The sequence below is a fragment of the Bacillus cereus group sp. BfR-BA-01441 genome (assembly GCF_022663075.1).
Lineage (GTDB): Bacteria > Bacillota > Bacilli > Bacillales > Bacillaceae_G > Bacillus_A > Bacillus_A cereus.
In genome coordinates, this window is the sequence record NZ_JAKUEU010000031.1 from 1 (window position 1) to 26486 (window position 26486).

The following is a 26486-nucleotide window of genomic DNA, read 5'->3' on the forward strand; positions in this document are numbered from 1 at the left end:
CCAGTCGGTCCAGTAGCTCCAGTGTCACCAGTCGGCCCCGTAGGTCCAGTAGCCCCAGTGTCACCAGTCGGCCCCGTAGGTCCAGTAGCCCCAGTGTCACCAGTCGGCCCCGTAGGTCCAGTAGTCCCAGTGCCACCAGTCGGTCCAGTCGGTCCAGTTGGCCCGGTCGGTCCAGTCGGTCCAGTTGGCCCGGTAGGTCCAGTCGGCCCCGTAGGTCCAGTCGGTCCAGTCGGCCCGGTCGGCCCAGTCGGAAGGGTAAACGGTGGTATCGGTGGTAATGTTGGTCCTACAAGATTAGGGTCAAATGCACTAGCAGATAAAGATTCATCGGGATTTAATCCATTTGAATAATTATTATTTGACATAAATTCACCTCCATAAAGCGTTCATTATATAGTAGATGCAAAACCGAAAGAAAATGACACGGACATTTGAATTATTGAAAAGAAATCTTAAACTACTTGAACAATTTAAAAAAATGGAAAGTTTAGTATATGTATAACATATGATTGATTTGGAAGAGGGTGATTATGTTGAACAAGCAAGGAATTACAATTAGTTTATGTATGATTGTTCGAGATGAGGAGGAGACAATAGCCCGTTGTTTAGAAACAGTTGAAAAAATTGTGGATGAAATTATAGTAGTTGATACAGGTTCCGTCGATCGAACGAAAGAAATCGTAGAGAAATACACTTCTAACATATATGATTTCCAGTGGATTGATGATTTTGCAGCAGCAAGAAATTTTTCTTTTTCAAAAGCGACGCAAGAGTATATATTGTGGCTAGATGCAGATGACGTCTTATTAGAAGATGCTCAAGAAGCATTGAAACTTTTAAAAAGTGAATTAGATCCTAAAATTGATGCTGTTTCGATGCCTTATCATCTTGCAATGGATTCTAACGGGAAACCTTTATATTGTACAAAAAGAAATCGACTTGTAAAGCGTGAAAAACAATTTCAATGGTTTGGAAAGGTTCATGAGTATTTAGCTATTTCTGGTGAGGTTTTTAGTAGTAATGTTGCTATTACACATAAAAAAGAAAAAAAAGTAACAAATCGTAATTTGAAAATTTTTCAAAATACTGTAGCGGCAGGTGAAGAATTAAGTCCGAGAGATTTATTTTATTACGCAAATGAATCTACGGATAACCAAAAATATGATGATGCAGTTCTTCTATATGAAACATTTCTTAATCAAGACGAAGGATGGTATGAAGAAAAAATTTATGCATGTGGTAAGCTAGGAGATTGCTATGCGAAGCTCGGAATGTGGGAGAAGGCAATCGAATCTTGTGTGAAGTCGTTTCGGTATGACGTCCCTAGAGGAGAGAATTGTACAAGAATAGGATATATATATATGGAACAAGAAAAATATAATGAAGCGATATTTTGGTTTAAACTTGCAACGGAAGTACCAATGGCAACGGAAAGTCCTTTCCATAGTCCAGCTAGCTACACATGGCTACCCTATTTACAAATGTGTATTTGTTATAGCAGGTTAGGGGAGCAGGATAAAGCGTATTATTACAATGAATTAGCAGCTTCTTATGTTCCGAATAATGCTGCAATTGAATATAACCGTAAATATTTTCGGGGAGTTTTTGATAAACCATATAAAGTGTAATAGGTTTCGTTTTTTAGAAATGATTTATCGCTATTCTAACTCTAATAGATTGGTTATATATTAGAGTATCAGTAACGTAACCAATATAAATAAAAGATTTTATACTGCTATTTGCGGGCTAATAATCATTGGGGGATGAACAAAATCTGCACTTTATAGAATTCATATGAGATTTATATTTCTAATTCAATTTGCATAAGGAGTGTGTGAAATGAATCGCGAAAAAAGTTCTTTATATGAAGAAAAATCCGAGCATTATTATAATGCAGCGAATCCGAATTTATTAAAGCATATAAAAAAGGAATGGAAAGAAGTTCTTGATATTGGTTGTTCGAGCGGTGCATTGGGAGCAGCTATTAAAGAAAACGGTACACGTGTATCAGGAATAGAGGCATTTCCAGAGGCGGCAGAAAAAGCGAAGGAAAGACTAGATCATGTTATTTTAGGGGATATAGAAAAAATAGATCTTCCTTATGAGGAGGGGCAATTTGATTGCGTCCTATTTGGGGATGTATTAGAGCATTTATTTGATCCGTGGGCTGTGATTGAAAAGGTTAAGCCATATATAAAGCAAAATGGTGTGATTTTAGCAAGTATACCAAACGTTGCTCATATTTCAGTATTAGCTCCCTTACTTGCTGGAAATTGGACGTATACAGAATATGGTTTATTAGATAAAACACATATTCGTTTCTTTACATTCAATGAAATGCTAAGAATGTTTTTAAAAGCAGGATATTCAATTAGTAAAGTAGATCGTGTATATGTTGATCATAAAATGTATGAGCCGCTTATTGAGGAGTTATATGGAATTTGTAAAAAATATCGTCTTGGAAGTGGCTTCATGGCTGAGACAGTTGTATTTCAGTATATTATTGAAGCTGAAAAATCACAATTATGAGTGCTGCAGACAAAACAATATTATTTGTTACATGTATAAATGATCGGAAATTGTATGCAAACTGCGTTCGACATATATTGCAATTGTTAGTACCGCCAGGGTATATTGTCCAATTTATGCCGATTCGAAATGCGAAAAGTATGACGAGTGGATACAATCAAGCCATTTCGCATCCAGCGAAGTATAAAGTGTATTTACATCAAGATGTTTTTATTATAAATAGGGCTTTTTTATACGGATTACTTCAATTATTTGAGGAACATGAAAACCTTGGGATGATTGGGATGGTTGGAGCGCAATATGTTCCTCCGACTGGCGTATGGAACGAAGGGCGTGGAATTGTAGGGAAAGTCATTGGTTATATGAATGATTTGTTTTATATGGCAAGTTTAGAACAACCGTATCATGAATCAAAAACATTTATTCCTGTAGAATGTATTGATGGTTTATTAATGGCCACACAATATGATGTTCCGTGGCGAGAAGACTTATTTGACGGATTTGATTTTTATGATGTATCTCAATCATTTGAATTTAGAAAAGCAGGATATACAGTCGGTGTACCTGTACAGCGCGATGCTTGGTGTATCCATTATCATTTTGATGTGAATATGACGAACTATGAAAAGTATCGGAAAATATTTGTGGAACACTATATGTCAGATGTAAATAAGGAAGAATAAAAGGGGGGACAAAAATGAAAGATTATACAATATTAGTCGTTGTTTGTGTAAATAATGAGGAGCTTTTCAAACAATGTGAGAGCCAAATAAGAAACATTTTTGTTCCCCCTGGTTATGTCGTGCAAATTTTTCCGATACGAGATGCGCAAAGTATGGCAAGTGCATACAACCGAGCTCTTTCATATCCAGCGAAATACAAAGTGTATATACATCAAGATACATATCTTATTAATCGAGACATGTTTTCTACACTTATATCTCTTTTTAAAGAAAATGAAAAGCTTGGTTTAATAGGAGTCGCTGGGGCTCAGTTTTTACCGAATAACGGGATATGGTGGGAAGGAAAAAATTTAGTAGGGAAAGTGATTGAGTATAGAAGACAGAATTATCAATTATTAAATTTAGATCAGGTTTTTTATGGTAATCAACCATTTTTGTCAGTTCAGGCAATTGATGGTTTATTCATGGCAACGCAGTATGATATTCCGTGGCGAGAAGATTTGTTTCAAGGGTTTCACTTTTATGATGTGTCACAGTCTTTAGAGTTTCAAAGGGCTGGTTATTTAATTGGTATCCCAAATCAAGCAAATTTATGGTGTATTCATTACAACGGGGATGAGTTTGATACGGATACATATGAGAAGTACCGGAAAGTGTTTGTAGAACATTACAAAGATATATTATCTCCATCATAAAGGAGAGATGCAAAGTGAAAGGAATTATTTTAGCAGGTGGTACTGGATCGAGATTATATCCAATAACGAAAGTAACGAATAAACATTTACTTCCTGTTGGTCGGTATCCGATGATTTATCATGCGGTATATAAGCTAAAACAATGCGATATTACAGATATTATGATTATTACAGGTAAAGAGCATATGGGGGATGTTGTTAGCTTTTTAGGGAGTGGTCATGAATTTGGGGTTTCCTTTACGTATCGTGTGCAAGATAAAGCGGGCGGGATCGCACAGGCGTTAGGGCTTTGTGAAGATTTCGTCGGGAATGATCGTATGGTAGTTATATTAGGGGATAATATTTTTTCAGATGATATACTTCCGTATGTTGAAGAGTTTGCAAATCAAAAAGAAGGTGCGAAAGTGCTATTGCAATCTGTAGAAGATCCCGAAAGATTTGGCGTAGCACATATTCAAAACCGAAAAATAGTTGAAATTGAAGAAAAGCCGAAAGAGCCGAAAAGTTCTTATGCGGTTACGGGAATTTATTTGTATGATTCGAAAGTCTTTTCTTATATTAAAGAATTAAAACCTTCTGCACGGGGAGAACTTGAAATTACAGATATAAATAATTGGTATTTAAAACGAGGGGTACTTACTTATAATGAAATGAACGGCTGGTGGACTGATGCGGGAACTCATGCTTCGCTTCAAAAGGCGAATACGTTAGCGCGTGATATTAATTTGGGGAAACAGTTTAACGGAGAATAGGTGAGAATATGAAAGTTGTAGAAACAAATTTTACCGATGCAAAATTGTTAGAACCGAGGTTGTTTGGAGACGAGCGTGGCTTTTTTTCAGAGAGCTATAATAAGCAGGTGCTAGAAACATTAGGGATAACGTATTCATTTGTACAGGATAACGTATCTTATTCGGCTAAGGCAGGAACGATTCGGGGACTACACTTTCAAAAAAAACCGAAAGCACAAACGAAACTCATTCAAGTTATGCAAGGGGCAATTTATGATGTTATCGTTGATTTACGAAAAAAATCACCAACATTTAAAAAATGGAAAGGATATATTTTAAGTGCAGATAACCATCGGCAATTACTAGTGCCAAAAGGGTTTGCGCATGGATTTTGCACGCTTGTTCCGCATACTATCGTTATGTATAAAGTAGATGAATATTATAGCGCAGAGCATGACTCAGGATTACTTTGGGAAGATAAAGATTTAGCAATTCCTTGGCCAGTAACCGATCCTATATTGTCCGATAAGGATCAGATATTACCATTATTAGAGGAATATGAAGATAGTTTTTAAGTAGGAGCGTTGTTTATGAATATATTAGTGACAGGTGGGGCTGGATTTATTGGAAGTAATTTCGTTCATTACATGCTACAAAGTTATGAAACATATAAAATTATTAATTACGATGCCTTAACATATAGCGGGAATTTAAATAACGTAAAATCTCTTCTGGATCACCCGAATTACTCTTTTGTAAAGGGAGAAATTCAAAATGGAGAGCTATTAGAACACGTTATAAAAGAGCGAAACGTACAAGTGATTGTAAATTTTGCAGCCGAATCACATGTGGACCGTAGTATTGAAAATCCGATTCCTTTTTATGATACAAATGTAATTGGGACGGTCACTTTATTAGAACTAGTTAAAAAATATTCGCATATAAAACTTGTGCAAGTATCAACGGATGAAGTGTATGGCTCTTTAGGAAAAACAGGGAAGTTCACAGAGAAAACGCCGTTAGCTCCAAATAGTCCATATTCTTCAAGTAAGGCGAGCGCGGACATGATAGCTCTATCTTACTATAAAACATATCAATTACCGGTTATAGTAACGCGTTGTTCTAACAATTATGGACCGTACCAGTATCCTGAAAAATTAATTCCATTAATGGTTACGAATGCACTAGAAGGAAAAAAACTACCGTTATATGGTGATGGTTTAAATGTAAGAGATTGGTTACATGTAACGGATCATTGCAGTGCGATTGACGTTGTTCTGCATAAGGGACGTGTAGGAGAAGTATATAATATAGGTGGAAATAATGAAAAAACAAATGTAGAAGTTGTGGAACAAATTATTACTCTTTTAGGAAAAACAAAAAAAGACATTGAATATGTTACAGATCGTTTAGGGCACGATCGTCGTTATGCGATTGATGCAGAGAAAATGAAGAATGAATTTGATTGGGAACCGAAATACACGTTTGAACAAGGATTACAAGAGACGGTGAAATGGTATGAAAAGAATAAGGAATGGTGGAAATCACTAAAAGACCAGTAAGGGGCATGTTAAATGAAAGAGAGGGTTATCATAACAGGAGCAAACGGTCAATTAGGAAAGCAACTATTTGAAGAGTTAGACTCTGAAGAATATGATATATATCCATTTGATAAAAAGTTATTAGATGTGACAAATATATCCCGAATACAACAAGTGGTACAAGAAATAAAACCACATATAATTATTCATTGTGCTGCCTATACGAAAGTAGATCATGCGGAGAAAGAACAGGATTTTGCGTATAGAATAAATGCAATCGGAGCTCGAAATGTAGCGGTTGCTTCACAATTAGTAGGGGCGAAGCTAGTTTATATTAGTACTGATTATGTATTTCAAGGTGCCAGACCAGATGGATACGACGAATTTCATAGTCCAGCGCCGATAAATATATATGGGGCCTCTAAGTATGCGGGGGAGCAGTTCGTCAAAGAGTTACATAATAAATATTTTATCGTTCGCACATCGTGGCTATATGGTAAATATGGAAATAATTTCGTGAAAACGATGATGCGATTAGGAAAAGAAAGAGATGAAATATCCGTTGTAGCGGATCAAGTTGGCTCTCCTACGTATGTGGCGGATTTAAATATGGTTATTAATAAGCTCATTCATACTTCTTTATACGGTACATACCACGTATCAAACAGTGGTTCATGCTCTTGGTTTGAATTTGCACAAAAGATATTTTCGTACGCCAATATGAAAGTGAATGTATTACCTGTTTCAACGGAAGAATTCGGGGCTGCAGCTGCGAGGCCCAAATATTCTATCTTTCAACATAACATGCTACGATTAAATGGTTTTTCACAAATGCCGTCTTGGGAAGAAGGATTAGAGCGGTTTTTTATAGAAACCAAAAGTCATTAACAAATTTCTGTTAATGACTTTTTTGTTTGCCTTTAAGCGGTTTTATGGTACTATAATTATAGTATCAGGTACTAATAACAAGTATAAGTATTTCTGGGAGGATATATCATGGAACTATTACAAGGGAAAACATTTGTTGTTATGGGCGTTGCGAACCAAAGAAGTATTGCATGGGGAATAGCTCGCTCTTTGCATAATGCAGGTGCAAAATTAATATTCACATATGCAGGAGAACGTTTAGAAAGAAACGTTCGTGAATTAGCGGACACATTAGAAGGACAAGAATCACTTGTATTACCTTGTGATGTAACGAATGATGAGGAACTTACAGCTTGCTTTGAAACAATTAAACAAGAAGTAGGTACTATTCACGGTGTAGCACATTGTATTGCTTTTGCAAATCGCGATGACTTAAAAGGTGAATTTGTAGATACTTCTCGCGATGGATTTTTACTTGCACAAAATATTAGCGCATTCTCTTTAACAGCTGTAGCAAGAGAAGCGAAGAAAGTAATGACAGAAGGCGGAAATATTTTAACATTAACATACCTTGGCGGCGAGCGCGTTGTGAAAAATTATAACGTTATGGGTGTTGCGAAAGCTTCATTAGAAGCGAGCGTGAAATATTTAGCGAACGATTTAGGTCAACACGGTATTCGTGTTAACGCTATTTCTGCAGGACCAATTCGTACGTTATCTGCAAAAGGTGTAGGCGATTTCAACTCAATCTTAAGAGAAATTGAGGAGCGCGCACCACTTCGTCGTACAACAACGCAAGAAGAAGTTGGCGATACAGCAGTATTCCTATTCAGTGATTTAGCACGCGGTGTAACAGGAGAAAACATTCATGTTGATTCAGGGTATCATATCCTAGGATAAATATAATATTAATTTTTAAAGGACAATCTCTAAATGCTGAGATTGTCCTTTTTATTTGTTCTTAGAAAGAACGATTTTTAACGAAAGTTCTTACCACGTGATGAATATAACTATAATAGTACACGATTTATTTAGCTACGTATGGAAGTGGGAGGGACGAGTGTGAAGAATAAAAATAAAAGTTCAACAGTTGGAAAACCGTTGTTATATATCACGCAAGTAAGTTTAGAACTTGCTGCACCGAAAATAAAAAGGATTATCCTGACAAACTTTGAAAATGAAGATCAAAAAGAGAAAAGTAATAGACAAGAAAATATTGTAAGAAGTGCTGTGGAAGAGGTAATAGAACAAGAACAACAAGAAGAGCAGCAAGTGGAAGAAAAAATAGAAGAAGAAAAAGAAGAACACATAGAACAAGAAGAGCAAGAACCAGAACCAGTAAGAACTGTCCCGTATAATAAATCATTTAAGGATATGAATAATGATGAAAAAATTCATTTTTTACTAAACCGCCCTCATTACATTCCGAAAGTAAGGTGCAGAATAAAAACAGCTACAGTCTCATATGTTGGATCGATCATATCGTATCGAAATGGTATTGTATCTATTATGCCGCAAAATAGTATGAGAGATATTAGGCTGTCTATAGATGATATCCAATCGATTAGTATGGCCGGTTTTTAAATATGTAAAGGTGGTAGAAAGCTTCTACCACCCCAATAGTTTTTTAGTTTACTTTACGATAGAAACGTCGCGTAAGCATTGAATCGCACAGAAACAGCTTAAATCAACAGTAATGCAAGTAGTTGTAGATATTAATCTTGCATTTGGTACAGCTAAAAACGTACAAATTGGATCGTCACCAGGTGGTACCGGAGAACTGTCACCTAAAACTACAGTTAATACACGTAGTACAGCACAGCTATCGTCATCTACACTTTCCACACGGAAAATTGGAGAACGGCAGCTAGTAAGGCTTGATGATGGTGCAAATGCTTCAAAAGGTTCTCCAGTTTTTGTGTATAAAATAAAAGGGCGTGTATTAGCTACTGATGCAGTATTGTGTGCACCTAAGAATGGGATTTCACAACCAGATCCACATGTTGTTGTAGAACAATCTTGTAATTCATTGATGAATTTTACAACGTCAACTACACAATGAGAAGAGCCATGGTGTTTATTTTCGTTACAACTCATTAATGTCACTCCTTATCTTCTTGTTTGTATTTACATTAATAAGATATTGGAGTCGAGGAGATTTGGTCACAATCTCAAGACCTTTTTTTTTAAATAGGCGAAAGAGGATAAGGGAAGGTGGAATCATGCTGTTTACAAGCTGGCTTTTATTTTTTATTTTTGCGTTAGCTGCTTTTAGGCTCACTCGTTTAATTGTTTATGATAAAATTACAGCCTTTTTGCGAAGACCATTTATTGATGAATTAGAGATTACGGAGCCGGATGGAAGTGTATCAACGTTTACAAAAGTGAAAGGTAAAGGATTAAGAAAGTGGATTGGCGAATTGTTAAGCTGTTATTGGTGTACAGGTGTATGGGTTAGTGCTTTTTTATTAGTCTTATATAATTGGATTCCTATCGTTGCAGAACCGTTACTTGCATTATTAGCCATTGCAGGAGCAGCAGCAATCATTGAAACGATTACAGGATATTTTATGGGAGAATAATATATTTTCATAATAAGAGAAAAAGCGGAGTTTAAAAGAATGAGGGAACGGAAATAAAGAGTTGTTCATATAGTAAATAGACAGAATTGACAGTAGAGGAGATGTTTGCTGTGAGCAATAATCCAAGGCAAAATTCATATGACCTGCAGCAGTGGTATCATATACAGCAACAACACCAAGCACAACAACAGGCATATCAAGAACAATTACAACAACAAGGATTTGTGAAGAAAAAGGGATGCAATTGTGGGAAAAAGAAGAACACAATAAAACAATATGAAGAATGAAACACTCATGCTACTGTGAGTGTTTTTTATTATATATAAAAAGCGGTATTTCTGTATTAGAAATACCGCTTTTTACTAGCTAATTTGTGCAACTGTTAATGCTGCAGCACGAATGTCTACAGTTCCAATTAACTGAACTGGCACAATTTGAATTAAGTCACCAGGATTTAAGTTAATAAGAATAACACCGCTGGATACGTCTACTTCACCAGTACCAATAACGTTAGAACGAACTGCTGTACCTGATCCAGGAATAATGTTAGCTGGTGTATTTAATGATAAGAAGAAACGACCAGCTTCTGGTGCAACAGGTGAGTTATCAAGACTAATTGTTAATGTATAACTGATTTGATAAATACCAGCTCGTAGAATTCGAATGCCATCTCCGACACTTACTGTATCATTTATTACAGGAACAGTAATATTTGGGTTTGGACTTACGCTAGGTAATAATAGTGGTGTAAATAGTGAAGCAAACTGAGGTGCAGACGCGTTGAAAGCAAAACCAAAGGCAGGTAGTGTACTAGCTGGCTTCGCCTCGCAATCGATTTTAGTAAATTCGCAATCAGAAGAGAACATGTTTTTCACTCCTTTATCTGTTTCTACTTTCAGTTAATGAAAAGGACAGGTTCTATGTTCTAGACAAGTTCCCAATTTTAAGAAATTTACATAAGAATACTCGTTAAGCATGGATTGGGTGGCAGAATTATCTGCCACCCAATCCATGCTTAACTCATTATTTAGTTTTAAATAGAAACATCGCGTAAGCATTGAATAGCGCAGAAGCAACTTAAATCAACAGTAATGCAAGTGGAGGTTGATATTAGTCTTGCATTTGGTACAGCTAAAAACGTACAGATTGGGTCGTCACCAGGTGGTACAGCGGTACCATCACCTAAAACTACAGTTAATACACGCAATACAGCACAGTCATCATCATCTATACTTTCTACGCGGAAAATAGGAGATCTGCAGCTAGTAAGGCTTGAAGATGGTGCAAATGCTTCAAAAGGTTCTCCAGTTTTTGTGTATAAAATAAAAGGACGTGTATTCGCTACTGATGCATTGTTATGTGCACCTAAAAATGGAACTTCGCAACCAGATCCACATGTTGTCGTTGCACATTCTTGTAGTTCATGTATAAAACGAACAACATTCGATACACAGTTGAAATCACACTCATGTTGATGATCTTCATTACAATTGCAGCTCATTATGTTCACTCCTTCTCGTGAGTTCTGACATACACTATTACAATATGAGTGGAATATGGCTGATATTACGTTAATTCTCACGATAAAAACAAGGAATTTATATAGGAGGGATGTACATAACGTGATATAAAAAAAGACATCCTTATTTAGTGGATGTCTTTTCAGGTAAATCTTTTCGCACAGTATATAAAAAACGAGATATATCTAATTTCTTTCCTCTGAAAAATTGCGGAGAAGAAATATAAAGTTCTTCTTTCGCACGTGTAATGGCGACATACAGTAATCGGCGTTCTTCTTCTAACGCTTCAGAAGTTTCCGTAACACGATCATTTGCATCTTTTAAAGAAGAAGTGTGGGGCAGGATTCCATCACTCGCTCCAAGTAAAAAGACACATGGAAATTCAAGGCCTTTTGCGTTATGGATTGACATAAGTGAAACGGCATCTTTTTGCGGCCTTGTTTTTAATGCTTCCATTTCTTTTTGACCTTGAATCGCCTCGTCAATAAATTGTAAATAAGCTGGAATATCGGTGAAACGAGTTGCAGACTCCAGTAATTCTTCCAACATTTCTTCTTGTATGTCTTTATGCATCGTAAAGGAAGAACGATCGTTACTTTGTAAGTACTCTAAATATTTTCCTTTACCATGAATGATTTCTTTTAATGCTTTTTTCGGTTCTAATTCTTTAATAAACTTAATAAAATCGATGCGCTCATTTACCTTTTTCACTTGAAAAGGTTTTAAGCTTGGATTTAATAGTAAGAAATGAAGAAGAGAAGGGAAGCGCCCCTCACCATATTTCCATTGTTCACGTTCAATAAATGAAATACAATCATCACGTCCGATATACATCGTCGGCAATATGTTTGAAAGTGATTCTAGTCGAAACGGCTCAATCACGAGTCTTAAATGATCTAATACAGGCTTAATTAAAGAATGTTCATAAAATGATTGGCTCGCCCCGTGTTTAATAAACGGGATTTTATGAATGGTAAGCTGATCAAGTAACGAACGACTTACAGAATGTGTGCGATACAGTAAACAAAAATCTTTATAGTTTCGGTCACCGCTATCTACTTTTTCTTGAATGAGCTGCAAAATTTGATTTGCTTCATCAAGAGTCGTAGCAGGTCTTGCATAAAAAGGTTGTACACCTTCCTCACGAACAGAGTATAGCTCTTTATCAAAACGTTCTTGATTTAATTTTATAACTTCATTTCCAAGCCCGACGATAAAGGGATTGGATCGATAATTCGTATTTAGTGCAATGATTGTTGTGTTATCAAATTCTTTTGGAAAAGATAAAATAATTTGGTGACTTGCTCCTCGCCAGCCGTATATCGCCTGGTCGTCATCACCTGCGATAAATAAATTATTTCTTGGCGTGGCTAACAATTTTACGATTTCATATTGTGCATACGATGTATCTTGAAACTCATCTACTTCAATGTAGTGAAACCGTTGTTGTAATTGAGTTAGTAAAGGAGCATTATTTTCTAACATGTAATATGTTTCCAATAAGATGTCATCGAAATCAATATAATTGTATCGTTGTTTTACCTCTTCAAAACGTTCATATACTTCTTTAAATTCTTGTTCCACTGGTGTTTTCGCTTTTACATCTTTCGGACGATTTAATTTGTTTTTCTCAAGTGAAATCATCGCGAGCATCGTTTCCGCATCATAATCGTCTTTTAAACGCAATTCTTTTAAGATTTTCTTTATCATAATTTGTTTATGTTTTTCATTTGCTAAAATTTGCTGATTATAACCTTGACTACGAAGTAATTTTAAGAAAACAGAGTGGAATGTACCAGCAACAACGTAGCTACTTGCTGCATGATTCATACCTGGTAACTTCGCAACACGACTTCGGATTTCTTCAGCTGCTTTTTGTGTAAATGTAAGTAATAAAATATTTCGTGGATGAACTTGTTTTACATTTACTAAATAACCAACGCGAGTTGTTAAAACCGATGTTTTCCCGCTTCCAGCACCAGCTAGTGTAAGAACAGGACCTTCTGTTGTGCGCACGGCTTCTAATTGTTTTTCGTTTAAAAAAACATTTTGTTGTTCAAGAGCGCGGAAATAAGCCGCGTCTACATCTTCTTCCATAATTAAATGGGTAGATGTTTTCGGAATATGATATGTCGCACGCGGAATATCAGCGTGTGTTAACGATTTTTGTGAAAATTTTTCTTGTGTCATATGTTCACCTTCAAAACTATAGCATCAACATTTAACTTTAGCGGAAGAAAAAGAAAATAGCAATGTAAAAAAACAGGAGGGGTCACCTCCTGTTTTCAAATTACAATTTTTTTATCATTACAACGTGCGGGATATTTGCTTCCATAAATACATCAGAACTTGTTACATATCCAAGTTTTTTATAGAAATCTTCAGCATGTGTTTGAGCGTGAAGTTTCAATTTTGGTAGCGAATTTTCTTTTGCATACGCTTCAAGAGAATCCATAACAATTTTTCCAATCCCTTTTTTGCGATGGGAATTTAGCACGCAAATGCGTTCCATTTTTCCTATACCATCAAGGATGCGAAAACGTCCAGCACCAACTGGAACATCATTGTCATATATAACAACGTGTGTTGAAGTTTCTTCAAACTCATCGTACTCTTCTTCAGCAGAGACACGTTGTTCATTTACAAACACTTGTTTACGTACAGAGAATGCATCTCTTAGTTGTTCGTCCGTTTGTACAATCTGTGCGTGCAAATTAGTTGTTCCCCTTTCCAAGACGGAATGTTTCGTGTACAGTCCATGTTCCATTTTCTAATTGATATAGAAGATGGAAACGATCAATTGGTTGTTCGTAATAGAAATCTTTCATACGTAATCGGCCCAACACATCAGCATGCTCTGCATCTGATAAGCCTTGTCCGATTGTTAAATGAGGTACGAAAGCATATTCGCGTTCTTGCGTGAATAACCCGCTATGCATTTCTTCATTTAAGAAAGTAAGTTCAGGTGTTTTTTCTACTTTAAAGTAAAGGACGTTATTAACAGGTGCGAAAGAACCAACTTTCCCAACATGAAGGGTGAAAGGGTTCGTTTTACTTGCGATTGTATGTAACTCGTTTACAATCGACTCTAATTGTTCATCTTGCGCCTCAAAGGGTGTTTTCAATGTAATATGTGGCGGAACTAATGCGTAGTGCGGGTCATAACGTTTACGCAATCCGTTCGCTTTATCTTGAATCATTTTAGATGGAAAAATTACAATGCCTAATTTCATGTTCCAATTCCTCCCTTTGTAAGTCTAGTTAGATTTTGAGATAAATAAATCTCTTTATCTATTATATCAAATTATTCTGAATACTGCTCTCTATTATTTCATTGATAGAATATGAGAGAAGGCTTTCGGTAAATCAGTCTGCCAATATTTCCAAGTATGATTGCCTTCAAATTCCTCGTAATGCGTGATGAAGTTTCTATCTGTAAGAAGCGTATTTAACTCACGGTTCGGCCCTACGAAATCAGATACTTGTCCATCAGTACGCTTTACAGCCGTTTCTTCTGTACCGATGACGTGATACAGTTCTAACGCCTGTGGATCTTTGAATTCTTTTGCTAAGTTCATCACTGTCTCATCCACAAATGGTGATTGCATAACGACTTTACCGAATGTATGCGGATACATAAGTGCAGTCATAAAGGAAACTGTTCCGCCAAGAGAATCACCAATTAAAACACGACCTTTTCCCATTTGGTACGTTGGATAATTTTCATCAATATATGGTGCAAGTTCATGAGCAAGGAAACGAATATATGCAGCATTTTTTACTTCATTTGGGAAATATTTTTCTTTACGATCATGTACATTTTTATATGGAATACCGACAATAATTGTACGGTCAATTTCTTCGGTTTCACGAAGGCGCTCAATTACACGGTGCGCTTTACCAAGCTGAAAATAATCTCTACCATCTTGTGCAATTACAACTGTATGTTTGTGCAGTGGTGTGTAATTTACTGGTAAATAAACGAGAAGTGTAACATCTTCTTGAAGTGATGCGCTATAAAATGAAATTTCTTCAATTCTCCCTATTGTTTGACTCATGTAGATCCCCCTAAATAAAAATTTACTGTAACGATTGTAAGAGCGACGCTTGTAGTGAAAAGGAAAGAAATATTCACTAATTGGTGCCTTAATTTCTATTTTACCATAATGGTACGAAGAATCTAAAAAATTAGTATTTAAGTTGCGAAAGAAAACGGATATAATGAAGTGGGATTTTTGACAGGTGAGAGGGGAGACAGGATTTGAAACAAGAAAAATCAATCGCACTACCATTAGCAATTTCTATAATTGCCATTTCCTTTGCAGCAGTTTTTGTAAAGATGTCCTCAGCACCATCTTCAATATTAAGTATGTACCGCTTATGGATTATCGTACTTATTATGCTGCCTATCGTATGGAAAAAAAGAGAGGAATTTAATAGGATTCAAATGAAAGATTGGGGCTTTTTAATTGGATCTGGTTTCTTTTTAGCACTGCATTTTCTTTTATGGTTTGAATCTTTAAAGCATACAACAGTTGCTAGTTCAACAATTATTTTGGCACTTCAACCAATCGTATCTTTAGTTGGAGGTTTTTTTCTATTTAAAGAAAGAACAACATATTCAGCCATTGCAACGATGGGAATCGCTATTTTAGGAGTAATGTGCATTGGTTGGGGAGATTTAGGTTTAAGTAAGCAAGCAATTTATGGTGACATATTATCCTTTCTAAGTGTAATAGCGGTTGTCGGTTATTTATTTATCGGGCAAACGACAGTGAAGAAAGTATCGCACTGGATTTATAGCTTTACAGTCTTTGCGTTCGCAGGTCTTTTTATGGGGATTTATAATGTTATATTACAAGTACCCTTTACAGGTTATACGAAGTGGGATTGGACTGTTTTTCTTTTACTTGCGGTTGTGCCGACAGTGTCACATGTAATTAATAACTGGCTATTAAATTATGTAAATGCAACGACAATTTCAATGAGTATTTTAGGAGAACCTGTTGGAGCATCTATACTTGCGTTCTTCTTACTTGGAGAAAAATTAAATGCAATGCAAATGATCGGTAGCATGCTCGTATTGTTTGGTGTATCTGTTTTCTTAATGCAGCAACAAAAGCGAACAGCAAAAAATGTCGTAAACGAGCCAGTGTATACACAGGAATTATAGTGTTAGGGGAGAAAAGAGAAGTTATGATACTTCTCTTTTTGTTTTATAGAAATGCGGGCGTAGAAGGGGGAGGAAAATGGAAGAGATATTAAAGAAGTATATGAATAGATTTACAACACTAAGTGAAGAAGAACAGCAAATGATCCTCAGGGAATTACAAATTGAAGAATATAAAAAAGGAACAGTGCTCCTAAGACAAGGAAATGTTCCGTTAAAATGTTATTTTGTATTAAAAGGATGCGTTAGGCAACATAGTATAGATGAAGCAGGGAAAGAAGTTACATCAAATTTTTATACAGAAGAACAGGCAATTTCGAATTTCAACCATCATAAACAAGATAAATCTTCATCATATACGTTAACGTGTTTAGAAGATTGTACTGTAGTTGTTGGTGATCTACATAGTGAAAAGGACATGTATAATAAGTATTCACAATTAGAAGAAATGACGCGTAAAATGATCGAGTACAATTTCGGTGAAGTACAAGATGAACTTGCTGTATTTATCTCATCGACACCAGAAGAGCGATATAAAACATTGTTACGAAAACGCCCGTATTTAATTCATCGCGTTCCACAATATCAGCTAGCAAGCTATCTTGGCATGACACCAGAATCATTAAGTAGAATTAAGAAACGGCTTAATTAGAGTGTTTACCACCTTTCAATAGTAGCCATATCGCAAGTCCTAATTCACCTGCAATCATAGGTAATTGGAATAGTGATTGTATGAGTGAAATCATTGTATCGTATTGTGTAAACATTGTATTCATGACGTGAATTAGCATATAACCGGTAGCAGCAATGAACAGCAGTATACTAATAAACTTTGGTATCTGTTTAGAGAGAAAAGCTACATAGCCTAAAACGAAAAGATGCAATCCAAAAATGATCAATCCTACAGACCAAATGTATTCGAATGCACTGAGAAACAACATTGTATATGTTTCTGGATTTGCAATTGTATTTTTTGAAAGCAATAATGCCAATATTAGATTGAATATAGCAATCCCAAGTATAGCTGTATACATAAGACGAAGCAAAGCGGCTAGTAATGAGAGGCTAGTATGAATTGGTTTTAGAAAGAAATAAAGAGCCCACGCAGCGACAATATCAGTGATAAAAATGATAATCCACCCAAAAACTTCCGCTTTGAAAAGTGAATTTGAAGTTTGGATATTATGGAATGTTGTACTCGCATCTCCTTGTATAACGAGGTTTCCATGAACAAAACCGTAAGAGAAAAATGCAATGAATGCCATAACAAGAAGAGATGTGCTAGCAAATAAGGCGTACTTTCGTTCAGTCATAATATGTCCTCCTTTTCTAATATTGTTTTCATTGTAATAGGGAAGAGGAGGAGATTCATTGACTTAAATCAAGACGGGGAAAGTTTAGTAGAATTTCCATCAAAAAAAATGTATGGTTATATCCAATTTTTTATTAACCTTGTAAAAAGTAAAAACTAAAATATTGAAATCAAGTAAAAGAGTGGCTACGAAGCCACTCTTTTACTTTGGATTTGTCATATAAGGTTGTACATGAATGACACATAGGTCACGAAATTTGCCTTCAGCAGTTGTGACAATTACGACTGCTTTACCTGCACTTTTTCCAGTAATCGTTACGGTGTCACCTTTTGGATATATGGTGATGATATCAGAATTCATATTTGACCAAATAAGCTCTTTATTCGTTGCTTGTATTGGTAAAATGGAAGCTGATAACACAATGTTTTGTCCCGTTTTTATTTTTAATTTATGTTTTTCCATATGAACACCGATGACTGAAATAACAGAAGGAGCAATTGAAATTTTAGGCGGGTTAGGTTGCATGTTTAAACAAGACGCAGAAGTATTTGTGATAGGTGAAAATTTTCGTGTTTGTTGTTGCTGGAAAGCTGCTAACATGTTGGAGTCCCCTTTCTGTATAAGTGCTGATACTCATACTATAAAGGAGTAGTGTTATGTTAAATTTAACGAAACATAAAGAATTTGTTAAATTTGATAAGAAGATTGTCGAACTGTAAAAAATCTCTGCTGTTATGATAACAGCAGAGATTTTTTTATAAATTATGACGATGTTGTTTTTCGAAATCCTCAAATTGCTCTTCAACTTCTTTTGAAGGTTGTGTTAGTAAACTAACAATTACGATGGCTAGTAAACTAATAGCGAAACCTGGAATCATTTCATATAAGAAATCTTTTAAGAATTTGAATTGAGTCCATATAATAACAGTAGCGGCACCAGAAATCATACCGGCAAGTGCGCCCCATTTCGTCATACGTTTCCAATATAAGCTTAATAAAATAGCAGGTCCAAATGAAGAACCGAAACCAGCCCAAGCGTATCCAACAAGAGCTAAAATTGTATCATTTTGTTTAAACGCTAAAGCGCATCCAACTAATGCAATAACAAGTACAGCCATACGACCGACAAATACAAGCTCTTTATCAGAGGCAGAGCGTTTAAAGAATGTACGATATAAGTCTTCCGTTACTGCACTTGAAGTAACAAGTAACTGAGATGAGATTGTACTCATAATCGCTGCTAAAATAGCGGCTAATAAGAATCCAGTAATAAGTGGATGGAATAAAATTTTTCCTAGTTCAAGGAAAATTGTTTCTGGGTTAGATAATGTTAACTCTTGTTGTGAATAGTAAGCAATACCGATAAGACCAGTAAACATAGCTCCGACAACAGAGAAAATCATCCAGCTCATACCAATTCTTCGTGCGCTTTTCAATTCTTTTACGGACGAAATCGCCATAAAGCGTACGATAATATGAGGTTGTCCAACATAACCAAGCCCCCATGCGAATAAAGAAATCATTCCTAAAGTAGAGGCCCCTTTAAAAATATCTAAACGTGTTGGATCTACAGAGCGGATTGTATCAAATGCAGGTCCAAGTCCATTCGAATTCATAATTGTTACGATAGGAACAAGAATAAGAGCGACTACCATAATGATTCCTTGCACGAAGTCTGTCCAACTTACTGCTAAGAACCCACCAAATAATGTGTAAGCTACAACAACGCCTGCAACAATGAATAATCCAACGTGGTAGTTCATACCAAATGAATTTTCAAATAATACAGCGCCTGAAACTAATCCTGAAGCTACATAGAAAGTAAAGAAAATCATAATAACAAGTCCAGATACTAAACGTAGCATATGAGATTTGTCGTGGAAACGGTGTTCCAAAAATTCTGGAATAGTAATAGAGTTATTTGCAATTTCTGAGTAGGTACGTAAGCGAGGAGCAACATAAAGCCAGTTTGCGTATGCGCCTAGTGTTAGGCCGATCGCAATCCAACTACTACTTAATCCAACGCTAAACATTGCACCTGGTAATCCCATTAAAAGCCAACCACTCATATCGGATGCTCCAGCACTTAATGCCGTTACTGCGGGGCCTAGTGTACGCCCGCCAAGCATATAATCTGTTAAGTTGGACGTTCGTTTATAGGCGAAATAGCCGATTACTAACATCCCGAGCATGTAAATAGAGATTGAAGTTAAAGTTAACATCTGCGTACTCATGAAGTTCCCCTTCCTTTTGTCATGTCTTTTGATGCGTTATGCATATTTATCCCGCATAAACGGGCAGTAAAACTCCCACCTTAAAATTGGGTGGGCAAGGAAGTTAGGTGGGAGATTAACTGCCCGTAAATGCCCGATTGATTTAACTAATAATCAGTGGGGATGAACACCCCCCACTGATTAAAGTTTCACTTTATAATCTATCATGATTATTCTGAAAAATCCATATAGAAATATGAATTTTCAGAAATGTAAGCGTTTTTTGATGTCATTTTACTTTTTTAATATATAATATTCATACAAAAAACCTTATTTTTAATAGAGTATTTATTATATTTACATAAAAAGAGGTTGTTTTGTCAATATAATATTGAAAGGAAAGAAAAATAAAATTTTTGAAAAAGTATTGACTTGTGAAAAAAGTCAGGTCTATAATGAGTGCAACTTAAAAAAATGCAAGCGTTGATGAAGAAGAGTACACATGATGAACATGTCAGAGAGCTGATGGTTGGTGCGAATCAGTATGGAATTGATGTGGAATGGGCTTCGGAGCTTCCAAACCGAAACGAAAGAAGTAGGCTTTGGCGACATGATCTCATCGATACAAGAGACACGTATTGTTTTTGATACGGTAAAGTGCGTTACATTTGTAACGAATTAAGGTGGCACCACGGGAGTACCCGTCCTTTCTATAGGATGAGTACTCCCTTTTTGTGTATAAAAAATTAAATAAATGAAATCGTTTAAGTAAGAAGAGTACGTATATTGGAGACGTTACAGAGAGCCGGGAATAGGTGGGAGCCCGGTACGGTGCCATATACGGAATGGGCTTACGAGAGGTATGCTGAACAATTTTTTTCAGTAGGCAACCCGGGTTCCGCCGTTACAAGGATAAGGTATAAATTTTGTACCTGAACAAAGCGGGATGCTTTTGCATCCAACACGAGGTGGTACCGCGGTATATTTATCGTCCTCTACATATTTTCGATATGTAGAGGACTTTTTTATTTTTCAGGGCGAGGTGAAGGACATGATGACGAAAGAAGAATTTATAAAACAAAAAAGAGAGAGAAAGACATTTTTAGTAATTACTGAAGAAGAAGGAGATAGCATTACGCCAATTTCTTTATATAGACGTATGAAAGGGAAGAAGAAATTCTTATTAGAAAGTTCACAGCTTCATCAAGATAAAGGGCGTTATTCTTACTTAGGATGTAATCCTTATGGAGAAGTGAAAAGCGTTGGTACGGAAGTGGAACGAACGATTTACGGCCGGGCAGAAAAGTTACAAGGTAACGTACTGCAAGTGTTAGAAGAAGTAATCGCACCATCACAAGTAGACAGTCCATTTCCATTTTGCGGAGGAGCAGTTGGTTATATTGGATATGATGTCATTCGGCAGTATGAAAACATTGGAGCGGATTTACACGACCCATTAAATATTCCGGAAGTACACCTTTTACTATATCGTGAGTTTATCGTTTACGATCATTTACGCCAAAAGTTGTCGTTTGTATATGTATGCAGGGAAGATGATTCAACAGATTATGAGGAAGTATACGAAAGGATACGAGTATACAAAGAGAAAGTGCTACAAGGAGAAGAAGCTGAAGTAAATACAATACAATCCCCATTATCATTTACTTCTTCTATAACGGAAAAAGAGTTTTGTGAGATGGTAGAAATGGCGAAAGAATATATAAGAGCAGGAGACATATTCCAAGTTGTACTGTCACAGCGTTTACAAAGTGAATGTATTGGTGATCCATTCGCGTTATATCGAAAACTTCGAATTGCAAATCCATCACCATATATGTTCTATATCGATTTTCAAGATTATGTTGTACTCGGTTCTTCGCCGGAAAGTTTACTATCAGTAAGGGAGGATAAAGTGATGACGAATCCAATTGCTGGTACAAGGCCGAGGGGGAAAACGAAGAGGGAAGATGAGGAAATCGCAAAAGAACTGTTAGGCAATGAGAAAGAGCGAGCAGAGCATATGATGCTTGTAGATCTTGGGCGAAACGATATTGGTAGAGTGAGTGAAATCGGCTCGGTTACGATAGATAAATATATGAAAGTAGAAAAATATTCTCACGTTATGCACATTGTATCCGAAGTTTACGGAACATTGCAAAAACAAATGGGCGGATTTGATGCGTTAGCGTATTGCTTACCAGCAGGGACGGTTTCTGGAGCTCCGAAAATTAGAGCGATGGAAATTATAAATGAACTAGAGAATGAAAAAAGAAATGTATACGCTGGTGCAGTTGGATACGTTAGTTTTTCAGGAAATCTTGATATGGCGCTCGCCATTCGAACGATGGTCGTAAAGGATGAAAAAGCATACGTTCAGGCAGGAGCAGGAGTCGTTTACGATTCAGATCCAGTAGCTGAATATGAAGAAACATTAAATAAAGCGAGAGCGCTTTTGGAGGTAATGAAATGATTGTACTTATCGATAATTACGATTCGTTCACATATAACTTGTATCAACTGTTAGGCGAACATGAAGAAGAAATTGTAGTTGTAAGAAATGATGAAATAACGATAGAACAGTTAGAAGAGGTGAATCCAAGAGGAATTGTACTTTCACCAGGACCAGGAAAACCAGAGGATGCTGGCATTTGTATCGACGTCATCCGTCATTTTTATAAGAACGTTCCCATATTAGGGATTTGTCTTGGCCACCAAGCGATCATAGCTGCATTTGGAGGAGACATTGTTAGAGCAGAATGTATTAAACATGGAAAAACATCGCGTGTGAAACATAACGGAACGTCAATCTTTTCATACGCTACACAGCCGCTAACGGCAATGCGCTATCATTCCCTTGTTGCAGAGCAAACGAGCTTGCCAGAGTGTTTTGACATATTAGCGACAGCGATGGACGACGGAGAGATAATGGCAGTCCGTCACAATTATTATCCGCTCTTCGGATTACAGTTTCATCCGGAATCAATCGCAACAGAAGAAGGCGGAAAGTTAATACGTGCCTTTTTAACAGAAATAAAAGAGGAGGAAAGAGTATGAATAACTATCTTCGTAAATTAGTGGAGGGTCAACATTTAACAGAAGAGGAAATGTATAAAGCAGGACTACTTTTATTAGGTGAAAACATATTAGAAAGTGAAATTGCAGCTTTCTTAGTCTTACTGAAAGCGAAAGGTGAAACTGCAGAAGAAATATACGGTCTCGTTCGAGCTCTTCGCGAAAAGGCATTGCCGTTTTCGAACCATATACAAGGAGCAATGGACAATTGCGGGACGGGTGGTGACGGTGCTCAAACGTTTAATATTAGCACAACATCAGCATTCGTACTGGCAGGAGCAGGTGTAAAGGTTGCAAAACATGGTAATCGTGCTGTTTCTAGTAAAACAGGAAGTGCAGACTTATTAGAAGAACTAGGTGTAAATATTAGTAGTACGCCAAACGAAATTGATTATTTACTAGAGCATGTGGGCATTGCATTTTTATTTGCACCAGTGATGCATCCAGCACTAAGGCGCATTATGAAAATAAGAAAAGAGTTAAACGTGCCGACGATCTTTAATTTAATTGGTCCTTTAACAAATCCAGTGAATTTAGAAACACAATTTGTTGGTATTTATAAACGAGATATGTTATTACCAGTTGCAGAAGTATTACAAAAGTTAGGCCGGAAACAAGCGCTTGTCGTAAATGGAAGTGGTTTTTTAGATGAAGCGTCATTACAAGGGGAAAATCACGTAGTCCTTTTAAAAGATAATGAAATAGTAGAAATGAGTATTGATCCAGAAAAGTATGGTTTTTCAAGAGTGAAAAATGAAGAAATTAGAGGGGGGAATTCAAAAGAAAATGCAAAGATTACGCTTGAAGTATTGAGCGGAGAAAAGAGTGTTTATCGTGATACCGTTTTATTAAATGCAGGTCTAGCTCTTTTCGCAAATGGAAAAACGGAAACGATTGAAGAAGGAATTAAACTCGCGGCACATAGCATTGACTCTGGAAAAGCATTAACCAAATTAAACTTATTAATTGCAGCAAGCAACGAAAAATTAGAAAGGGTGAACTAAAGTGGGGACGATTTTAGATAAAATTGTAGAACAGAAGAAAAAGGAAGTTGCGGAGTTATATGAAATATATACACCAGTAAAAACAAAAAGAAAGACACATTCACTTGTAGAAGCGTTACAGCAGTTTACTGTCATTGCAGAAGTAAAGCGAGCATCACCATCAAAAGGAGATATCAATTTACACGTTGACGTACGAAAACAAGTGGGAACATATGAGAAATGTGGTGCAGGAGCAGTATCTGTTTTAACAGATGGTCAATTTTTTAAAGGATCGTTTCACGATTTACAAACAGCAAGAGAAGAAAGTAACATTCCGCTTTTATGTAAAGATTTCATAATTGATAAGATTCAAATCGATAGAGCGTATGAAGCGGGAGCAGATATTATTTTACTAATTGTAGCAGCGTTAACGAAAGAGAAGTTAAAAGAGTTGTATAGCTACGTGTTAGAAAAAGGATTGGAAGCGATTGTTGAAGTTCATGATGAACAGGAATTAGAAACTGCGATTGTATTAAATCCGCACGTTATTGGCATTAATAATCGTAATTTAAAAACGTTCGAAGTAGATTTAAGCCAAACTGAAAAGCTTGGAAAAAGATTGAATGAGGAGAAATTATTTTGGATTAGTGAGAGTGGCATTCATTCAAAAGAAGATATTATCCGTGTTAAAAGAGCTGGAGCCAAAGGTGTATTAGTTGGAGAGGCACTTATGACATCATCTTCTATTAGTAATTTTTTTGAAGATTGTAAGGTGAATATATGAAAGTGAAAATTTGCGGCATCACTGATATGGAAACAGCAAAACGTGCTTGCGAATACGGAGCAGATGCACTCGGATTTGTTTTTGCAGAAAGTAAGCGGAAAATCACTCCAAAGAGAGCGGAAGAAATCATTCAGGAGCTTCCAGCCAACGTGTTAAAAATCGGTGTTTTCGTAAATGAATCAGTAGAAGTGATCCAGAAAATTGCAGATGAGTGCGGGTTAACACATGTACAACTACATGGGGATGAAGACAATTATCAAATTAGAAGATTGAATATTCCGTCTATAAAATCGCTAGGAGTAACTTCAGAGAGTGATATGAAAAACGCTCAAAGGTATGAAACGGATTATATATTATTTGATAGCCCGAAAGAAAAGTTTCATGGAGGAAATGGAAAGACATTTTCATGGGAACTACTTGGGCATATGCCAAAAGAATTGCGAAAGAAAACGATATTAGCTGGTGGATTAAACGCTCTTAATATAGAAGAAGCAATTCGCACTGTTCGGCCATACATGGTCGATGTGAGCAGTGGAGTAGAGACAGAAGGAAAGAAAGATGTAGAGAAAATAAAACAATTTATTATAAAAGCGAAGGAGTGTTCCAAATGAACTACGCATATCCAGATGAAAAAGGACATTACGGTATATACGGAGGACGATATGTTCCAGAAACGTTAATGCAATCTGTACTAGAACTAGAAGAAGCATATAAAGAAGCGATGCAAGATGAAGCATTTCAAAAGGAATTAAATCATTATTTAAAAACGTACGTCGGAAGAGAAACACCGCTATATTATGCTGAAAATATGACGAAGTATTGCGGTGGTGCAAAGATTTATTTAAAACGTGAAGATTTGAATCATACAGGAGCTCATAAAATTAACAATACAATCGGTCAGGCACTACTTGCAGTGCGAATGGGCAAGAAAAAAGTTGTCGCTGAAACAGGAGCTGGACAACACGGAGTTGCAACAGCTACTGTATGTGCTCTTCTCGGATTAGAATGCGTCATTTTTATGGGAGAAGAAGATGTAAGACGTCAAAAATTAAATGTGTTCCGAATGGAATTACTCGGAGCGAAAGTAGAAAGTGTAGCGGCAGGTAGCGGTACATTAAAAGATGCGGTAAACGAGGCGCTTCGTTACTGGGTTTCACATGTGCATGATACGCACTACATTATGGGATCTGTTCTCGGACCACATCCATTCCCGCAAATTGTCCGTGATTTCCAAAGTGTAATTGGAAATGAAACGAAAAAACAATATGAGGCGTTAGAAGGAAAGTTACCAGAAGCAGTCGTTGCTTGTATTGGCGGTGGTAGTAATGCGATGGGGATGTTTTATCCGTTCGTACACGATGAAGAAGTTGCTCTTTACGGCGTAGAAGCAGCTGGAAAAGGCGTTCATACAGAAAAGCATGCAGCAACTTTAACGAAAGGAAGCGTTGGCGTTCTCCACGGATCAATGATGTATCTTCTGCAAAACGAAGAAGGACAAATTCAAGAAGCACACTCTATTTCAGCAGGACTTGATTATCCAGGTGTTGGTCCAGAACATAGCTTGCTAAAAGATATTGGCCGCGTTTCCTATCATTCGATAACAGACGAAGAAGCATTAGAAGCATTTCAATTATTAACGAAAAAAGAAGGCATTATCCCGGCGTTAGAAAGCTCGCATGCTGTCGCATACGCATTAAAATTAGCGCCGCAAATGAAGAAAGATGAAGGGCTTGTCATTTGTTTATCTGGCCGCGGTGATAAAGATGTAGAGAGTATAAAACGTTATATGGAAGAGGTGTAAAA

At 36.5% G+C, this 26486-nt stretch carries 30 protein-coding genes, 1 pseudogene and 2 other annotated features; of the genes and pseudogenes, 20 read left to right on the forward strand and 11 right to left on the reverse strand.

What is annotated here, in order from left to right; genetic code table 11:
* Window positions 1-365, reverse strand: a pseudogene (gene bclA, locus MR107_RS14855) (collagen-like exosporium glycoprotein BclA); the annotation flags it as partial.
* A gap of 165 nt (window positions 366-530) precedes the next feature.
* Between bclA and MR107_RS14860 the strand changes: the two are divergent.
* The 10 genes from MR107_RS14860 to MR107_RS14905 all read left to right on the forward strand — a co-directional run bounded on the left by MR107_RS14860 (window position 531) and on the right by MR107_RS14905 (window position 8630).
* On the forward strand, window positions 531-1628 hold the full coding sequence (locus tag MR107_RS14860; protein ID WP_000932915.1) for a glycosyltransferase: 1098 nt from the start codon (window positions 531-533) through the stop codon (window positions 1626-1628).
* Window positions 1629-1839: 211 nt separating this feature from the next.
* On the forward strand, window positions 1840-2529 hold the full coding sequence (locus MR107_RS14865; protein WP_001078432.1) for a class I SAM-dependent methyltransferase: 690 nt from the start codon (window positions 1840-1842) through the stop codon (window positions 2527-2529).
* Window positions 2526-3212 carry a glycosyltransferase family protein gene (locus MR107_RS14870; protein ID WP_001271188.1) on the forward strand — a complete coding sequence of 229 codons (687 nt, stop codon included), beginning with the start codon at window positions 2526-2528 and terminating at the stop codon, window positions 3210-3212. The genes MR107_RS14865 and MR107_RS14870 overlap by 4 nt, the downstream gene beginning before the upstream one ends.
* A 14-nt stretch (window positions 3213-3226) precedes the next feature.
* Window positions 3227-3907 carry a glycosyltransferase family protein gene (locus MR107_RS14875; RefSeq protein ID WP_242244697.1) on the forward strand — a complete coding sequence of 227 codons (681 nt, stop codon included), beginning with the start codon at window positions 3227-3229 and terminating at the stop codon, window positions 3905-3907.
* A gap of 14 nt (window positions 3908-3921) precedes the next feature.
* Entirely contained in the window at window positions 3922-4659 is a 738-nt protein-coding gene (locus tag MR107_RS14880) for a sugar phosphate nucleotidyltransferase (RefSeq protein WP_242292482.1), read from the forward strand.
* An 8-nt stretch (window positions 4660-4667) separates the two neighbouring features.
* Window positions 4668-5213 carry a dTDP-4-dehydrorhamnose 3,5-epimerase gene (rfbC, locus tag MR107_RS14885; protein ID WP_242292483.1) on the forward strand — a complete coding sequence of 182 codons (546 nt, stop codon included), beginning with the start codon at window positions 4668-4670 and terminating at the stop codon, window positions 5211-5213.
* 15 nt (window positions 5214-5228) lie between these two features.
* Window positions 5229-6200 carry a dTDP-glucose 4,6-dehydratase gene (rfbB, locus tag MR107_RS14890; protein WP_134995145.1) on the forward strand — a complete coding sequence of 324 codons (972 nt, stop codon included), beginning with the start codon at window positions 5229-5231 and terminating at the stop codon, window positions 6198-6200.
* 12 nt (window positions 6201-6212) lie between these two features.
* Entirely contained in the window at window positions 6213-7067 is an 855-nt protein-coding gene (gene rfbD, locus MR107_RS14895) for a dTDP-4-dehydrorhamnose reductase (RefSeq protein WP_048568771.1), read from the forward strand.
* 108 nt (window positions 7068-7175) lie between these two features.
* Window positions 7176-7946, forward strand: a complete 771-nt coding sequence (gene fabI / locus MR107_RS14900; protein ID WP_000421886.1) for an enoyl-ACP reductase FabI — start codon at window positions 7176-7178, stop codon at window positions 7944-7946.
* A 141-nt stretch (window positions 7947-8087) separates the two neighbouring features.
* Window positions 8088-8630 (forward strand): spore coat CotO family protein, encoded by a 543-nt coding sequence (locus tag MR107_RS14905; RefSeq protein WP_242244699.1) that lies wholly within the window; start codon window positions 8088-8090, stop codon window positions 8628-8630.
* A gap of 48 nt (window positions 8631-8678) precedes the next feature.
* On the opposite strand, the gene exsY is transcribed toward MR107_RS14905, so the two are convergent.
* Window positions 8679-9143 (reverse strand): exosporium assembly protein ExsY, encoded by a 465-nt coding sequence (gene exsY / locus MR107_RS14910; RefSeq protein ID WP_001277744.1) that lies wholly within the window; start codon window positions 9141-9143, stop codon window positions 8679-8681.
* 125 nt (window positions 9144-9268) lie between these two features.
* Between exsY and MR107_RS14915 the strand changes: the two genes are divergently transcribed.
* Both MR107_RS14915 and MR107_RS14920 read left to right on the forward strand, forming a co-directional pair.
* Window positions 9269-9628, forward strand: coding sequence for a DUF1360 domain-containing protein (locus MR107_RS14915; RefSeq protein ID WP_000899662.1), 360 nt, complete (start codon window positions 9269-9271; stop codon window positions 9626-9628).
* Between the two features lie 101 nt (window positions 9629-9729).
* Window positions 9730-9915, forward strand: a complete 186-nt coding sequence (locus MR107_RS14920; protein WP_029948404.1) for a hypothetical protein — start codon at window positions 9730-9732, stop codon at window positions 9913-9915.
* A 75-nt stretch (window positions 9916-9990) separates the two neighbouring features.
* On the opposite strand, the gene exsF is transcribed toward MR107_RS14920, so the two are convergent.
* The 6 genes from exsF to MR107_RS14950 form a co-directional block, all read right to left on the reverse strand.
* Window positions 9991-10494, reverse strand: a complete 504-nt coding sequence (exsF, locus tag MR107_RS14925; RefSeq protein WP_000492939.1) for an exosporium protein ExsF — start codon at window positions 10492-10494, stop codon at window positions 9991-9993.
* 167 nt (window positions 10495-10661) lie between these two features.
* Window positions 10662-11129 carry a spore coat protein CotY gene (gene cotY / locus MR107_RS14930; protein ID WP_001277719.1) on the reverse strand — a complete coding sequence of 156 codons (468 nt, stop codon included), beginning with the start codon at window positions 11127-11129 and terminating at the stop codon, window positions 10662-10664.
* A 142-nt stretch (window positions 11130-11271) separates the two neighbouring features.
* Entirely contained in the window at window positions 11272-13338 is a 2067-nt protein-coding gene (locus tag MR107_RS14935; protein ID WP_242244701.1) for an ATP-dependent helicase, read from the reverse strand.
* 100 nt (window positions 13339-13438) lie between these two features.
* Entirely contained in the window at window positions 13439-13861 is a 423-nt protein-coding gene (locus tag MR107_RS14940; RefSeq protein ID WP_000543296.1) for a GNAT family N-acetyltransferase, read from the reverse strand.
* A 1-nt stretch (window position 13862) separates the two neighbouring features.
* The gene (locus tag MR107_RS14945; protein ID WP_000765863.1) at window positions 13863-14381 is read right to left on the reverse strand and encodes a YjcG family protein; all 519 of its coding nucleotides are present in this window, start codon (window positions 14379-14381) and stop codon (window positions 13863-13865) included.
* Between the two features lie 93 nt (window positions 14382-14474).
* On the reverse strand, window positions 14475-15206 hold the full coding sequence (locus MR107_RS14950; protein ID WP_000084013.1) for an alpha/beta hydrolase: 732 nt from the start codon (window positions 15204-15206) through the stop codon (window positions 14475-14477).
* 203 nt (window positions 15207-15409) lie between these two features.
* Here MR107_RS14950 and MR107_RS14955 point away from each other — a divergent pair, with 203 nt between their 5' ends.
* The gene (locus tag MR107_RS14955; protein ID WP_000806941.1) at window positions 15410-16321 is read left to right on the forward strand and encodes a DMT family transporter; all 912 of its coding nucleotides are present in this window, start codon (window positions 15410-15412) and stop codon (window positions 16319-16321) included.
* Window positions 16322-16397: 76 nt separating this feature from the next.
* Window positions 16398-16970 (forward strand): Crp/Fnr family transcriptional regulator, encoded by a 573-nt coding sequence (locus MR107_RS14960; RefSeq protein ID WP_070757200.1) that lies wholly within the window; start codon window positions 16398-16400, stop codon window positions 16968-16970.
* On the opposite strand, the gene MR107_RS14965 is transcribed toward MR107_RS14960, so the two are convergent.
* The 3 genes from MR107_RS14965 to putP form a co-directional block, all read right to left on the reverse strand.
* The gene (locus MR107_RS14965) at window positions 16963-17631 is read right to left on the reverse strand and encodes a DUF4386 domain-containing protein (RefSeq protein WP_000140099.1); all 669 of its coding nucleotides are present in this window, start codon (window positions 17629-17631) and stop codon (window positions 16963-16965) included. The two genes, MR107_RS14960 and MR107_RS14965, sit on opposite strands and share 8 nt — an antisense overlap.
* Window positions 17632-17832: 201 nt before the next feature.
* Window positions 17833-18231, reverse strand: coding sequence for an Ig-like domain-containing protein (locus MR107_RS14970; protein WP_000878734.1), 399 nt, complete (start codon window positions 18229-18231; stop codon window positions 17833-17835).
* A 155-nt stretch (window positions 18232-18386) separates the two neighbouring features.
* Window positions 18387-19865 carry a sodium/proline symporter PutP gene (putP, locus tag MR107_RS14975; RefSeq protein WP_000107210.1) on the reverse strand — a complete coding sequence of 493 codons (1479 nt, stop codon included), beginning with the start codon at window positions 19863-19865 and terminating at the stop codon, window positions 18387-18389.
* Window positions 19866-20318: 453 nt separating this feature from the next.
* Window positions 20319-20556 (forward strand) — a binding site (T-box leader).
* Between the two features lie 42 nt (window positions 20557-20598).
* Window positions 20599-20843: a binding site (T-box leader), on the forward strand.
* Window positions 20844-20895: 52 nt separating this feature from the next.
* On the opposite strand from putP, the gene trpE reads away from it, so the two are divergent.
* From trpE to trpB, 6 genes are read left to right on the forward strand one after another with little or no spacing between them, the layout of a single operon-like run.
* Window positions 20896-22314 (forward strand): anthranilate synthase component I, encoded by a 1419-nt coding sequence (trpE, locus tag MR107_RS14980; RefSeq protein ID WP_226369043.1) that lies wholly within the window; start codon window positions 20896-20898, stop codon window positions 22312-22314.
* Window positions 22311-22898, forward strand: a complete 588-nt coding sequence (locus MR107_RS14985) for an aminodeoxychorismate/anthranilate synthase component II (RefSeq protein ID WP_000636322.1) — start codon at window positions 22311-22313, stop codon at window positions 22896-22898. Before trpE ends, MR107_RS14985 begins: the two co-directional genes overlap by 4 nt.
* The gene (trpD, locus tag MR107_RS14990) at window positions 22895-23920 is read left to right on the forward strand and encodes an anthranilate phosphoribosyltransferase (protein ID WP_226369044.1); all 1026 of its coding nucleotides are present in this window, start codon (window positions 22895-22897) and stop codon (window positions 23918-23920) included. The genes MR107_RS14985 and trpD overlap by 4 nt, the downstream gene beginning before the upstream one ends.
* Window position 23921: 1 nt before the next feature.
* Window positions 23922-24683: an indole-3-glycerol phosphate synthase TrpC gene (gene trpC / locus MR107_RS14995; RefSeq protein WP_000536697.1), complete on the forward strand. Its 762-nt coding sequence runs from the start codon at window positions 23922-23924 to the stop codon at window positions 24681-24683.
* Window positions 24680-25294 (forward strand): phosphoribosylanthranilate isomerase, encoded by a 615-nt coding sequence (locus MR107_RS15000; protein ID WP_000865121.1) that lies wholly within the window; start codon window positions 24680-24682, stop codon window positions 25292-25294. The genes trpC and MR107_RS15000 overlap by 4 nt, the downstream gene beginning before the upstream one ends.
* Complete coding sequence (gene trpB, locus MR107_RS15005; RefSeq protein ID WP_016124290.1) at window positions 25291-26484, forward strand: tryptophan synthase subunit beta; 1194 nt, start codon at window positions 25291-25293, stop codon at window positions 26482-26484. The genes MR107_RS15000 and trpB overlap by 4 nt, the downstream gene beginning before the upstream one ends.
* The last annotated feature ends 2 nt before the right edge of the window (window positions 26485-26486 follow it).